This window comes from Nocardia sp. NPDC051911, from assembly GCF_040681035.1.
Classification (GTDB): domain Bacteria; phylum Actinomycetota; class Actinomycetes; order Mycobacteriales; family Mycobacteriaceae; genus Nocardia; species Nocardia sichangensis.
The window spans coordinates 1-12923 of the sequence record NZ_JBFAXY010000010.1 but is presented as its reverse complement, the minus strand read 5'-3'; the positions used below and the strand labels follow the sequence as shown (position 1 = coordinate 12923).

Genomic DNA, 12923 nt, shown 5'->3' with positions numbered 1-12923 from the left:
TGCCGGTTCTGGATCGAGCATGGAGGAGGTGCGATGACACTGCATCGTCCGGAAGGAACGCTGCGTCATGACGGTGACCCGATCCTGCTGACTCCCGACGACGCCGGATGGACCTATGCCGGGCTGCGGGTGCTGCGGATCGACGCGGGCGAGTCGCGGACAGTTCGGACGGGGGAGTTCGAGGCGTTCGTCCTGCCGCTGTCAGGGGCGTGCACGGTACGCGTCGACGGCGAGACCTACGCGCTGACCGGCCGGGAATCGGTCTTCACCCGAGTGACGGATTTCGCCTACGTCCCGCGCGACGCCGAACTGGAACTCGTGGCCGAGGGCGGCGACCTCGAGGTAGCACTGCCGATGGCGCGATGCGGGAAGCGGCTCGAGCCGAGATACGGCCCTGCCGAGGAGGTGCCGGTCGAAATCCGAGGCGCGGGAAGCGCGACGCGTCAGGTGACCAACTTCGGCATACCCGGTGTGTGGGAACACGCGGACAAGCTCAACGCCTGCGAGTTGATCACCCCGGACGGCAACTGGTCATCCTATCCGCCGCACAAGCACGACGAGGCCAGCGCCTGCGAGGTCGTCAACGAGGAGATCTACTACTTCCGCATCGCCGGACGGGACGGCATCACCCCGTCCCGCGAGGGATTCGGTATGCACCGCACGTACACCGCCGACGGCACGGTGAACGAGAACGTCGTGGCCCGCGACGGTGACGTCTTCCTGATCCCGCGCGGTTATCACGGCCCGTGCATCGCCGCGCCTGGTTACCCCATGTACTACCTCAACGTGCTGGCCGGTCCGGCGCCCGAGCGATCGATGGCGTTCTGCGACGACCCCGCGCACAGCTGGGTGCGGGCGCGCTGGGACGCCGAGCCGATCGATCCGCGCTGCCCGGTCACTTCCCACGAAGGACGGATCGGATGAAGCTCACCACGGCGCAGGCGCTGGTGGCCTGGTTGATCGCCCAGCGCTCGGAGACACTCGACGGCCGCGAGGCGCCGTTGTTCCCCGCCGTCTTCGCGATCTTCGGCCACGGAAACGTGCTCGGCCTCGGCACCGCGCTGCACGAGCGGCGCGCCGAACTCCCCGTCTGGCGCGGGCACGCCGAAGAGGGGATGGCGCTGGCCGCCGTCGGCTATGCGAAGGCCACTCATCGGCGTCAGGTCGGTGTCGCCACCTCATCGATCGGTCCCGGCGCGCTCAACATGGTGACGGCGGCGGGCGTCGCACACGCGAATCGCCTCCCGCTCCTCCTCCTTCCTGGCGACACCTTCACCGGACGCGCGCCGGACCCGGTTCTGCAACAGGTCGAGCACTTCGGCGACCCGACCGTCACCGTGAACGACGCGTTCCGCGCGGTGAGCCGCTACTTCGACCGCGTCACACGCCCGGAACAGTTGATCGCCACTTTGCCCCAGGTGGCCGGGGTGCTCACCGACCCGGCCGACGCCGGCCCGGTCGTCCTGGCGCTTCCACAGGATGTCCAGGCCGAGACCTACGACTTCCCTGACACGCTTTTCGAGCCGGTGCTGCACCGTCTCACCCGGCCACGTCCCGACCACCGGGCACTCGCCGAAGCCGTCGCCGCACTGCGCGCCGCGCACCGTCCGCTGCTGATCCTCGGCGGCGGCGTCCGGTATTCGGGCGCGGGACGCATCCTGCTGGAATTCGCCGAGAAGCACGGCATTCCGATCGTGGAGACCACCGCGGGCCGCACCCTGGTGCCGCACGAGCATCCGCTGTACGCGGGACCGCTCGGCATCACCGGCTCGGCGTCGGCGAACGCGATGGCGGCCGACGCCGACCTGGTCCTCGCGGTCGGCACCCGGTTGCAGGACTTCACCACCGCGTCCTGGACGGTCTTCGCACCGGACGTTCGCCTGGTCACCATCAACGTGGCACGCTTCGACGCCGTCAAGCACGGCGCGCTAGCGGTGGTCGGCGACGCCGAGGCCACGGTGTGCGAGCTGGCCGGGCGGATGGGGAAGTGGCGAGTCGACGCCGAGTGGACCGCGCGAGCCGCCGAGCAGCGGGGCGCCTGGGACGCGCACATCGATGAATTGCGCGCGCCGACCCCGGGCGCGCCGAGCTACGCCCAGGTGGTCGGCGCCGTGAACGACCTGAGCGGGCCGAGCGACTATGTGCTGACGGCCTCCGGCGGCCTGCCCGGTGAACTCGTCGGCGGCTGGCGGGCGACCGGTGGCGCGCCGACCATGGACGTGGAATACGGCTTCTCCTGCATGGGCTACGAGCTGGCGGGCGCGTGGGGCGCGGCCATGGCGCGCACCGACGGCGTGGTGACGACGCTGCTCGGCGACGGCTCGTATCTGATGCTGAACTCGGAGTTGTTCTCGGCAGCCTTCGCCGGGCATCCGTTCGTCGCGGTGGTCTGCGACAACGACGGCTATGCCGTGATCGCGAGGCTGCAAGAGGGGCAGGGCGGCGAGCCGTTCAACAACTTCTATGCCGATTGCCGCACCACGCGGGAACAACCGCCGCGAGTCGATTTCGCCGCCCATGCCGCCGCTCTGGGGTGTGCCGCTTTCACCGCCGCCGACCTGGACGAATTTCGTGACGCGTACCTGCGGGCGCGGGCGACGGCGATGGCCGAGCAGCGCCCCGCCGTGCTGGTTGTGCGGACGCGGCCGTCGTCGTGGACCGACGCGGGCGCCTGGTGGGAGGTCGGCGTGCCCGAGCAGCTGCCGGGCCGCGCCGCCTACGACGAGGCGAAACCGCGCCAGGTGCGCTACCTCCGGCCGTGAACAGAACTTAATGAACAGTGCGCCCGATGGGCGACGGACCTAGGCTGAAGTAGGAGTCTAGGCGTGGTACGCTGAAATACGCTGCGGCACAAGATAACTGGTAGCGAATCCGTATCGGTTTCGAGCCGCGTCGCAAAGAAGCTCCACGCTGCCTGGCGCAGGTCGGTGGAGCATGCTCGTCAGGGAGGGTGACGGGCGTTATCCGGCGAAAAGTACGGGTACCCGACGGGCGGGCCCCGGCGATGTCGCGTGATCGGGACCCGACCGAGCGTGGGAGGTGACAGACCAGCCCGCCCCTGAGCGAGCATTACGAGTGCACTCGCGCACGACCGAGCCGAGCGTCCTCGTGAGCGTTAGCTCACAGTTGGTGGTGCGAAACGTGAGTAATTCGTCGGATCATGGCATCGTTGATCTACGAGACCAGGGCATCTCGATAACACCACCTGGCTCGTCTACAGAAAGTATGAAATGGCTCAAGGCATTGTGAAGTGGTTCAACAGCGAGAAGGGCTTCGGCTTCATCGCACAAGACGGCGGAGGGCCCGACGTCTTCGTGCACTACTCGGCTGTGAGCGGCTCGGGTTTCCGGTCCCTCGATGAGGGGCAGCGCGTGGAGTTCGAGATCGGCCAGGGACAGAAGGGTCCGCAGGCCCAGGACGTCCGCGTTCTCTGATCGCGACTTGACTTTCGAAAGGCCCCGCACCGGGACGGTGTGGGGCCTTTCCGCTTGTTCGGAGGGTCCTTACGCCTCGGAGCGGGTGAAGGTGACATGGGTGACGGCGGGTGAGTGGGTCACCGAGGCGACCTGGTAGCCGGGCAGTTCGCCCAGATCGTCGTAGAGGCGCTCGCCCGCGCCGAGCAGGATCGGGACGACGGCCAAATGCAACTCGTCCACCAGCCGCGTCCGCAGGAACTGCCGCACCGTGGAGCAACCGCCGCCCAAGCGCACGTCTTGGCCGTTCGCCGCGTCGAACGCGCGGTGCAGCACCGCCTCGGGGGTTTCGTCCACGAAGTGGAAGGTGGTCCCGCCCTCCATCCCGAACGATGGGCGTGGATGGTGCGTCAGGACGAAGACGTCGTGGTGGTACGGCGGATTGTCGCCCCACCAACCCGTCCATTCGTGGTTCGGCCATGCTCCGCGAATCGGACCGAACATATTGCGTCCCATGATGGTCGCGCCGATGCCGCGATCGCCCGCGGCCAGATGCTCATCGTCGACGCCGGGATCGTTCGTGGCCTCCGGGTTGGCGTAAGGGGTCGCGAAGACCCACTCGTGCAGTCGCGTGCCGCCTTCGCCCAGCGGATTGTCCGGCCCTTGGTTCGGACCGGCGACATAGCCGTCCAGGGAGATCGCCAGGTTGTGTACGCGCAGCTTCGGCATGGCCCACTCATTCCCACTAAGTGATTGCAATTCGCAATCGGTTATGCGGCAGCGTACGTCCAACTGGTTGTATATTGCAAGCAGTAGTTGACGACCGACAGGAGTGCCGGATGCGCGAGGAGGGACGTTCGGGATGCCCGATCAACGCGACGATCGAGGTGATCGGCGATCGGTGGACGCTGCTGGTGCTGCGTGACGTGATGTTCGGCAACCGGCGGCACTTCCGCGAACTGCTGGCCGGATCGGAGGAGGGCATCGCCTCCAACATCCTGTCCGACCGGCTCAAGCGCCTGGTGGCCGCCGGGCTGCTCAGCCGTGCGGACACCAGGCCCGGCCAGAAGGCCGAATACCGGCTCACCGAAGCGGCCATCCAATTGGTGCCGATCATGGCGCAGCTCGGCGCGTGGGGTCTGCGGCACCGCCCGACCACCAAGCGTCTCCGGGTTCGCGCCGAATTGCTCGAGGCGGGCGGTCCGCGGCTATGGGCGGATTTCATGGACGAATTGCGCGAGGGCCACCTCGGCATCCCGCGCCCGGATCCGGACCGTCCGACCGCCACGCAGCGACTCGCCCAGGCTTACGCCGACGCCGTCGCCGAGGACGATCGGAAAGTCGCCTCGTAGGCGTCAGCCCGCCAGTGCCTCGGAGCGGAAGAACTCCGCGGTCATCGCCCTGGCCCGAGTGATGTCCTGGCCCCGAGATTTAACGAAAACATCCTCCGCACAGGCGAATTCGGCGGCGATGAACGCGGAGATCGGCGCGGGCACCGAACCGCTGCCCATCTCGCGGGTTCGTGATTTGAGGTCGGTCAGCTCGGTTACCGCCGCCGACAACTCCGCGGGCAGCTCGCACTGCCGCAACAGTGTGGGCAGATGCATCGGCGCCACCGCCGCCCCGGGACGCTCGCGCAGCGAGCGTAGTGCCATCGCCGGACGCAGCGCGTAGAACACCTTCTTCAGCGATCCGGTGCGCTCGAACAGCTCCCACTGCTTGGCGCCCAGGTGCAGATAGTGCCGGGCGACCCTGTCACGGTCGGCGACCTCATCGGCCAGCGCGCGCAATCGGTCGCGAAACGGCGGGTCGCCGCGGTACACGATCGGCGACATCAGCCATTCGATCAGCACGGCGTTGCCCTGCACCAGCAAGCGCAGCGCTTTGGCCAGATCCCAGCCGTTCACGTCGAGCAGATCCGTGAGCGGCGTCTCCACCACGTCGCGGGTGCGCCACGGGGACAGGTAGGTCTCCAGCGCGGCGACGTAGACGAACCGACAGTCGTAGTCCGAATCGGGAGACGGAAAGCCCCACGCGCGGCTACCGCTTTCGATCGCCAACCGGATCGACACCCCGTGGTCCAGCTCCACCCGGTCCAGCTCGCGATCGATGGACCCGACCACCGTCGGGTCCATCGAATCCGGTATCGCGCGCAGAGACATGGAGCGATGGTAGGTGCCGCAGCGAGGTTGTCGCAGCTGCGTTTTCGTCGTTCAGGACGGGTGGACGTCCCTTCCGAGCGCGGCGACCGGCACGGCCATGAGCGCGAGCGTCCCGCCCAGCCACATGGCGGCGGCCACGCCGATCGCGTCCGCCGCCAGACCGCCGGTCAGCGACCCCAGCGCGATGGCGGCATTGAAAACACCCGCGAACAGCGCGGACGCGCCTTCCTTCGCCTGCGGCGCCGCGGCGAAGACCCAGCTTTGCGTGCTCACCGAGACCCCGCCGTAGGACACGCCCCACACGATCATCAGCACGACAGCCCCCGGCAGGGAGGCGCCCAGCACGGGCAAGGCGATCGTGGTCGCGGCGAGAATCGAGCCGATCGCTGTCAAGGTCTTCCGCGGTGCCCGCGCCGCAGCGGCTCCCGCGCCGAAATTGCCTGCGACACCGGCGATCCCGTAGATGAGCAACAGCGCACCGAGCGTTTCCGCATCGACGCCGGTCGCTCCCTCGAGCGCAGGCCGCACATAGGTGTAGGCGGTGAAGTGGCCGGTTACCAGGAATGCGACAACGAGCAAGGCGATTCGCAAGCCGGGCTGCCGCGAAAGTCGCAACACGCCACGCAATGCCGAGGTTTCCGTCGCGGGCAGACGCGGCAGCAGCACCGCCAGAGCCGCGAGCACCAGTACTGCCAGGCAGGCCGCGGCCACGAACGCGATCCGCCACCCGGCGAGCGCACCCAAGAAAGTTCCCGCCGGAATGCCGAGCACCGACGCGACCGCGACGCCGGAGAAGACCAGCGAGGTCGCGGCGGCGACCGATCGCGCGGGCACCAGCCGCGCGGCCAGGCTCGCCGCGATCGCCCACACCCCGCCCATGCCGACGCCGACCAGCACCCGCGCCCCGATCAGCACGCCGAAGGTGGGGGCGGCGGCCGCGCCGAGATTGCCCAGCGCGAGCAGCGCCAGCAATCCGCACAGCACCACCTTGCGCTCGACTCGGCGCAGCGTCGCGGTGACCAAGGGCGCGGCCAGCGCGGCGACCAGGCCTGTCACCGTCAACGCGAGACCGGCGCGGCCTTCGCTCACTCGCAGCGCCGAGCCGATCGGAGTGAGCAGTCCGACCGGCAACATCTCGGCGGTGACCACCGTGAACGTGCCCGCTGCCACCGCGCCGACTCCGAGCCAACCGCGTAGCGACGAAACCGGCTGCGAAGCAACGACTTCTCGAACCTGTGTCATGTCTTCCAGACAAAAGGCTCGCGGTATGGGGAAACAACGGCGAAGGTCTCATAGTTCTATGAGCTGGACTCATCGACCGTGGAAGGGAGGCAGATGAGTGGGCTGGAGGTCCGTGAACTGGAAGCGTTTCTCGCGCTCGCCGAGGAACTGCACTTCGGGCGGGCCGGTGCTCGGCTGTATGTGTCGCAGAGCCGGGTGAGCCAGCTACTGCGCTCGCTGGAGCGGCGCATCGGCGGACAGCTCGTGGAACGGACCAGTCGCACCGTCCGGTTGACCCCGCTCGGCGCGGATTTCCTCGCCGCGCTGCGGCCCGCCTATGCCGCGTTGCGCGCGACGGTCGACGATGCTCGCGCCGCCGCCCGGGGTGCGGACGGGATCTTGCGCATCGGATTCCAAGGCGCGGGCAACGATCACCTGATGGCCGCGGTCGAGTTGTTCCAGCAGTGGCACCCGGACTGCTCGGCCGAGCTGGTCGAAATACCGCTGGCCGACCCGTTCGGTGCGGTGCGGCGCGACGAGGTCGACGCCGCCGTCGTGCTGCTGCCGATGGGCGAGGGAGATCTCGTGCTCGGCTCGGTGTTCGTGGGGCAGCCGCAGACGCTCGCGCTGGCCAGTGCCCACCCGCTTGCGGGCCGGGCCGAACTGTCGGTAGAGGAACTCGCCGATCTTCCACTGATAGGAGTGCGCGCGCCCGCGCCGGAGTATTGGCGCAGAGCTCAGGCGCTCGACGTCACGCCGGGCGGTCGAAGGGTGCGCTCCGGGCCCGAGGTCGGCACGTTGGAAGAAGGTCTCGCCGCGGTGGCGGCCGGCCGCGGAGCGATGTTGCTGTGTCATCCCACCGCGGATTCCCACCGCAGACGGCCGGTGGCCTTCGTGCCGGTCACCGGGATCGCCGAGTCCCGGCTCGGATTGGTGTGGCGCCGGTATCGCGAGACACCGCGGGTGCGCGCGTTCTCCCGCGCCGTCGCGGCCACCAAGCCGTCCGAAGATGTGCGATCGGTCACTGTCGGGGCATCCTGACGGTCTGCCGCCGCGGCGCCCGGAGAATCGGGAACAGGGCCGCCGACGTGGAGCCGAGCATTTCTCCGTCTACCGCTTCGACGTATTCGAAAGTTATTTGGTATCTCTATTGCCGAGTTCGTCGAAGTGGCTCGAATCACTCGGCAGCCTCTTTTCCGGATGCGGTGCGAGATTCGTACGAAGTTTTTCTGGAATGTCGCATTCGACTTCTATTAGCGAGGGAAATCTTCTAGCGCTTTCGGTGTCTTGACCTGGACAAACGTATAGATTCCCAGCTCATTCGCAAGGGGATGAGTGTCGTGAGTCACATTTCGATTGATATGTGGTCTGCATTACCAAACATTCGAATTCTGTAACTGTCGCCGATCCGGCGCCGACATGCCCCGTGTCAGCCAGTTCGACTGGATAAGTTTCGAGGAAGAGGTATTTCCATGATCCCCGTTATCATCGACACCGGTAGCGCTGCCCTGAACGGTCTTTTCGGCACCCTTGGCGCCGCGCTGCACGGTCTTGTCGACACCCTGTGGACGGGTTCCTTCGGCGGCCGCTGACCGACGTAACGGTCGAGCAGAGTCGACCGGGTCGCACGCCGACCGATGGCGTGACCGAGCGGGCCCCCGCACCTGGTGGTGTGGGGGCCCGCCGCTGTGTGCGGTTGGGACGAGCCGGGGTGGTCGGGTTCCGCCGCGATGAGGTCCGCGCCGATGCCGGGAAGGTCGAAGCACAGTGCGGCCGCGTGTGCCGCGCGTCGACAAGCCGCGCCCCGCAACGGGCGGGATCGGCCGCGCGGCCGGGATGTCGGCGGTCGGGATCGGCCTCGTGCCGCGTGGTCAGCGGTGGGTGTGGCCCCGTGCCCTCGACGCCGGAGTCGGAGATCAGCCTTGCGCCGCGACGGCGGAGATCCGGCTGAGTTCTGCCGCCACCTGGGCCGGGTGGGTCAGTTGCGGGTAGTGGCCCGCGCCTTCGATCGAAATCCGCTCTCGCGCGGTCGGAGCGGTGATCGGGTCGTCGGAACCGGCGATGATCCGCACCGGCACGTCGATCCGTTCCAGCAGAGTTCGCAACTCTGCACGCCGCGCGGGAGCGCTCGCCTCGCGTAACGCGCCGACCGTTCGACCCGCGACGCCCGGCCTGCGCAGGTTCGCCGCCGCGCTCGCGATGGCGTCGCTCTCGGGCACGCCGAGCCGTTTCGACAAGGCCGCCGCCGAGATCCGGCGCATCGCCGCGGTCGCGAGTGGCGAGCGCAGCAGCCGGCCCGACCGCGGCTGCAAGAAGGCGGGCGCGACCAGCACCACGCCGGAGACTCGGTCGGGATGCTGCGCCGCGTACCGCAGCACCGGGCCGCAGCCGAGCGAGTGGCCGACCAGAACGGGGCGCGTGTGCACCGAAGCGAGCAATCCCGGCAGCACCGCGTCACGATCCCCGGGCGCCGAACGCCCGAGGCCGGGCAGGTCCACGACCAGGCTGGGCCCGTCCAGCTCCGCGCGCACCTCGTTCCACGACTCGCCGTCCAACGGAAGGCCGTGCACCAGGACGTAAGCGGGGCGGACGCGCTCGCCGCCGACCCAGACACCGTGGGCGAAACCGGCTGTCGGGTCATCGGCCACCGCGCCGAACCGGGTGGCCACGAGATGGTCGGCCCAGCCCAGGAGGGTCGCCTCGGTCGGCGGCATGGTGAGCCCGGCTCGGCGCGCCACTTCCAGCGCCGCCGATGTGTCGTAGCGGTCGTCGGCGATGAAGCTGAGCGTCTCCGGGTCGGCGCCGGTGAGTGCGGGCGGAAGCTTCGAGATGACGCCGACCGGAATCGAGAACCGGGGCGCACGGACGCCCAGGTGATCCGCCAGTAGCCGAACAAGCTTCGGCAGCATGGGAGTCCGATCATCCAGAACCGTGTAGGACCGGCCCGCGGTATCGGGCAGCGTGGGCAGGCTGATCAAGAAATCCGTGAAGTAGCCCAGATCCACGATGGGCACGAAGGTCTCGGGCCCGCCGGGGAGAGCCGGGAGCCGCCCGTTCCACAGATCCTCGACGACGCTCGCCAGCCCGATGTATTGACCGGGACCGATGACGCTGCTCGGGTTCGCGATGGTCAGCGCGACGCCGAGTTCCGCCGCCCGGCGACGCAGCAGCGGATCCGATTCGAACTTCGACGCGCCGTACGCGCCGTTCTCGTAGTGCTGCTCCTCGGATTCCTCCACGGTGATCCGGTACCCGGTGATGTGCACGACGCGTCGCAACTCGGGGAGGGCGGCGGCCCATTCCAACACCCGCAGCGCCCCGGTGACGTTCACCGCGTACGCGTCCTCGGGGGCGAGCCCGAAGGCGAAGCGGGCCGCGCAGTTGTACACGTCGCGCACGCCGGACGAATCGAACTCGGCGGGCAGGCCGAGGTCCGGCGCGGTCACGTCACAGGTGAGGATCTCCAACCCGCTCTCGTCCACGCCTTGTCTGCGCAGCCAACTGGTGAGCCGCTCCGCACTGCCCGCACGCAATGCGGCGGCGACGGAATGCCCCTGCTGGAGCAGGCGGGCGACCGCATTGCGGCCGAGGAACCCGGCGGCTCCGAAAACGATGCTGTGGGACATGACGTCCTCCTTACTAGACCGGTCTACATATTCTGTGGATATGGAAAACTTCTTGCGGTATCGGCGGATTCGGCCTCAGATCATGGCGCGCAGTGTGCGTTCGACCCGTTCCAAGGGTTCACGGCTTCGCTGCGCACGTGCCAGCAGCAGTGCGCCCTCGACCATCGCGAGCACCGCTGCCGCCAGATCGTCCGCGTCGTCGCGGCCGTCGGCCCGCAGCCGGATCCGCAGCGCCTGCTCCCAAGCGGCGTAGGCGGCGGCGCACTCGGCCTGGATCGGGTCGTTCGCCGCCGCGACGTCCAGGGCGACGGTGGCGACCGGGCAGCCTTGTTGCCAGCCGGATGCTTCCAGCCGGTCGCCGAACGCTCGGAGCAGCCTGCTCGCGGCCTCGGCGGCATCGCCGGGCTCGATGGCGTCGATCAGCGCGGCGATCTCCTTGCCCGCTTGGGCGACCGCCGTCGCGACCAATTCGTCCTTGCCGCCGGGGAAATGGAAGTACAACGATCCGCGCGGCGCCCCGCTGGCCGCCAGGATCTGGTTGAGCCCGGCGCCGTAGTAACCGTGCCGCTCCACCAGCGTGCGCGCCGCGTCGACGAGTTTGCCGCGAGTCTCGGTGCCTTTGACGCCCATGCGGTGACTGTAGACCGGTCTGCATATTTTTGCCAGCGTCGGGACTGACGACGGCCGCCCACCAGGTGGTAGCCGGGTCGGAAATCGCGCGCACTAAGCTGGTCGGCGGTAATTGCCGACCCCATTCCCCAGGAGTACTCCACGTGAGCCAAGCAGGCCGTCCTGTAGTTCTGATCGCCGACAAGCTCGCCCAGTCGACCGTCGACGCGCTCGGTGACGGTGTCGAGGTCCGGTGGGTGGACGGACCGGACCGCCCGGCCCTGCTGGCCGCGGTGCCCGAGGCCGACGCGCTGCTCGTGCGGTCGGCGACCACGGTCGACGCCGAGGTCCTGGAAGCCGGGAAGAACCTGAAGATCGTCGCTCGCGCGGGCGTCGGCCTGGACAACGTCGACGTTCCCGCCGCCACCGAGCGCGGCGTCATGGTCGTGAACGCGCCCACCTCGAACATCCACACCGCCGCCGAGCACGCGGTCACCCTCTTGCTGTCCGCCGCCCGCCAGATCCCGGCCGCGGACGCCACTCTGCGTGAGCACACCTGGCAGCGCAGCAAGTTCAACGGCGTCGAGATCTTCGACAAGACCGTCGGCGTCGTCGGCCTCGGCCGCATCGGTCAGCTGTTCGCCGCGCGACTGGCCGCCTTCGAGACCAAGATCGTCGCCTACGACCCCTACGTGTCGCCCGCGCGCGCCGCGCAGCTCGGCATCGAGCTGCTCAGCCTGGACGAACTGCTCGAGCGTGCCGATCTGATCTCGATCCACCTGCCGAAGACCCCGGAGACCAAGGGCATCATCGGCAAGGAGGCCATCGCCAAGACCAAGCCCGGCGTGATCATCGTCAACGCCGCGCGCGGTGGCCTGGTCGACGAGGCCGCCCTGGCCGAGGCCATCAAGTCCGGCCACGTGCGCGCCGCGGGCCTGGACGTGTTCGAGACCGAGCCGTGCACCGACAGCCCGCTGTTCGACCTGCCGCAGGTCGTGGTGACCCCGCACCTGGGCGCCTCCACCTCCGAGGCGCAGGACCGCGCGGGCACCGACGTCGCCAAGTCGGTGCTGCTGGCGCTCGCCGGTGAGTTCGTGCCCGGCGCGGTGAACGTCACCGGTGGCGCCGTCGGCGAAGAGGTCGCCCCCTGGCTGGACATCGTCCGCAAGCAGGGCGCCCTGCTCGGCGCGCTGTCCAACGAGCTGCCGGTCAGCGTGGAGGTGCAGGTGCGCGGCGAGCTGGCCGCGCAAGAGGTCGGCGTACTGGAGCTGTCCGCGCTGCGCGGCATCTTCTCCGCGCTGGTGGAGGACCAGGTCACCTTCGTCAACGCGCCCGCGCTGGCCAAGGAGCGGGGCATCACCGCCGAGGTCACCACCGCGACGGAGAGCCCGAGCCACCGCAGCGTCGTCGACCTGCGCGCCGTGTTCGGCGACGGCAGCACCCTGAACGTGGCGGGCACGCTGACCGAGCCGCAGCTGGTGGAGAAGATCGTCAACGTCAACGGGCGCAACTACGACATGCGCGCCGAGGGCCTCAACCTGGCCATCCTGAACTACGACGACCGGCCGGGCGCGCTGGGCAAGATCGGCACCAAGCTCGGCGAGGCCGAGGTCGACATCCTGGCCGCGCAGCTGACCCAGGACGTCGACAAGGAAGGCGCCACCGTGGTGCTGCGCGTGGCCCGCGAGGTGCCCGCCGACGTCCAGGCCGCGATCGCCGAGTCCGTCGGCGCGGCCAAGGTCGTGCAGGTCGACCTGTCCTGATCCGATCCGGGGCGCGGCCCCGGTGAACTCGGAATCGGCGCCGCGCACGAGCACTCGTGCGTCGATTTTTCGCGATCGACCTGGGTGAACGGCGCGAAGTCTCGACCAAGGGTCAAACCTATGCCGACG

General features: G+C 68.7%; 11 protein-coding genes. 6 read left to right on the top strand and 5 right to left on the bottom strand.

Going from position 1 to position 12923, the window contains the following annotated elements; genetic code table 11:
• The first annotated feature begins 33 nt into the window (after positions 1-33).
• From iolB to AB0L97_RS14455, 3 genes are all read left to right on the top strand, one after another.
• The gene (iolB, locus tag AB0L97_RS14465; protein ID WP_364429165.1) at positions 34-924 is read left to right on the top strand and encodes a 5-deoxy-glucuronate isomerase; all 891 of its coding nucleotides are present in this window, start codon (positions 34-36) and stop codon (positions 922-924) included.
• Positions 921-2762, top strand: coding sequence for a 3D-(3,5/4)-trihydroxycyclohexane-1,2-dione acylhydrolase (decyclizing) (gene iolD, locus AB0L97_RS14460; protein WP_364429162.1), 1842 nt, complete (start codon positions 921-923; stop codon positions 2760-2762). Before iolB ends, iolD begins: the two co-directional genes overlap by 4 nt.
• A 468-nt stretch (positions 2763-3230) precedes the next feature.
• A complete protein-coding gene (locus AB0L97_RS14455; RefSeq protein WP_014987157.1) occupies positions 3231-3434 on the top strand; it encodes a cold-shock protein in 204 nt (67 codons plus the stop codon).
• Between the two features lie 69 nt (positions 3435-3503).
• Here the strand turns inward: AB0L97_RS14455 and AB0L97_RS14450 are convergent, their stop codons facing one another.
• A complete protein-coding gene (locus AB0L97_RS14450; protein WP_356961223.1) occupies positions 3504-4142 on the bottom strand; it encodes a dihydrofolate reductase family protein in 639 nt (212 codons plus the stop codon).
• Between the two features lie 110 nt (positions 4143-4252).
• Here AB0L97_RS14450 and AB0L97_RS14445 point away from each other — a divergent pair, with 110 nt between their 5' ends.
• Complete coding sequence (locus tag AB0L97_RS14445; RefSeq protein WP_356961224.1) at positions 4253-4765, top strand: helix-turn-helix domain-containing protein; 513 nt, start codon at positions 4253-4255, stop codon at positions 4763-4765.
• 3 nt (positions 4766-4768) lie between these two features.
• Here the strand turns inward: AB0L97_RS14445 and AB0L97_RS14440 are convergent, their stop codons facing one another.
• On the bottom strand, positions 4769-5575 hold the full coding sequence (locus AB0L97_RS14440) for a nucleotidyltransferase domain-containing protein (RefSeq protein WP_364429157.1): 807 nt from the start codon (positions 5573-5575) through the stop codon (positions 4769-4771).
• Between the two features lie 51 nt (positions 5576-5626).
• On the bottom strand, positions 5627-6817 hold the full coding sequence (locus AB0L97_RS14435) for an MFS transporter (protein WP_364429154.1): 1191 nt from the start codon (positions 6815-6817) through the stop codon (positions 5627-5629).
• A 93-nt stretch (positions 6818-6910) separates the two neighbouring features.
• Here AB0L97_RS14435 and AB0L97_RS14430 point away from each other — a divergent pair, with 93 nt between their 5' ends.
• On the top strand, positions 6911-7837 hold the full coding sequence (locus tag AB0L97_RS14430; RefSeq protein WP_364429151.1) for a LysR family transcriptional regulator: 927 nt from the start codon (positions 6911-6913) through the stop codon (positions 7835-7837).
• A gap of 875 nt (positions 7838-8712) precedes the next feature.
• Here AB0L97_RS14430 and AB0L97_RS14425 read toward each other — a convergent pair.
• Together AB0L97_RS14425 and AB0L97_RS14420 are read right to left on the bottom strand one after the other, a co-directional pair.
• Positions 8713-10422: an alpha/beta fold hydrolase gene (locus tag AB0L97_RS14425; RefSeq protein WP_364429148.1), complete on the bottom strand. Its 1710-nt coding sequence runs from the start codon at positions 10420-10422 to the stop codon at positions 8713-8715.
• A 75-nt stretch (positions 10423-10497) separates the two neighbouring features.
• On the bottom strand, positions 10498-11052 hold the full coding sequence (locus AB0L97_RS14420; RefSeq protein ID WP_364429145.1) for a TetR/AcrR family transcriptional regulator: 555 nt from the start codon (positions 11050-11052) through the stop codon (positions 10498-10500).
• A 143-nt stretch (positions 11053-11195) separates the two neighbouring features.
• Between AB0L97_RS14420 and serA the strand changes: the two genes are divergently transcribed.
• Positions 11196-12794: a phosphoglycerate dehydrogenase gene (gene serA / locus AB0L97_RS14415; RefSeq protein WP_355080573.1), complete on the top strand. Its 1599-nt coding sequence runs from the start codon at positions 11196-11198 to the stop codon at positions 12792-12794.
• Positions 12795-12923 lie beyond the last annotated feature (129 nt).

Bases quoted from the DNA above. Each gene is read 5' to 3' on its own strand.
- AB0L97_RS14425 (WP_364429148.1), bottom strand. From the start codon at position 10,422: ATGTCCCACAGCATCGTTTTCGGAGCCGCCGGGTTCCTCGGCCGCAAT.
- AB0L97_RS14450 (WP_356961223.1), bottom strand. From the start codon at position 4,142: ATGCCGAAGCTGCGCGTACACAACCTGGCGATCTCCCTGGACGGCTAT.
- AB0L97_RS14440 (WP_364429157.1), bottom strand. From the start codon at position 5,575: ATGTCTCTGCGCGCGATACCGGATTCGATGGACCCGACGGTGGTCGGG.
- AB0L97_RS14430 (WP_364429151.1), top strand. From the start codon at position 6,911: ATGAGTGGGCTGGAGGTCCGTGAACTGGAAGCGTTTCTCGCGCTCGCC.
- AB0L97_RS14435 (WP_364429154.1), bottom strand. From the start codon at position 6,817: ATGACACAGGTTCGAGAAGTCGTTGCTTCGCAGCCGGTTTCGTCGCTA.
- AB0L97_RS14445 (WP_356961224.1), top strand. From the start codon at position 4,253: ATGCGCGAGGAGGGACGTTCGGGATGCCCGATCAACGCGACGATCGAG.
- AB0L97_RS14455 (WP_014987157.1), top strand. From the start codon at position 3,231: ATGGCTCAAGGCATTGTGAAGTGGTTCAACAGCGAGAAGGGCTTCGGC.
- iolD (WP_364429162.1), top strand. From the start codon at position 921: ATGAAGCTCACCACGGCGCAGGCGCTGGTGGCCTGGTTGATCGCCCAG.
- AB0L97_RS14420 (WP_364429145.1), bottom strand. From the start codon at position 11,052: ATGGGCGTCAAAGGCACCGAGACTCGCGGCAAACTCGTCGACGCGGCG.
- iolB (WP_364429165.1), top strand. From the start codon at position 34: ATGACACTGCATCGTCCGGAAGGAACGCTGCGTCATGACGGTGACCCG.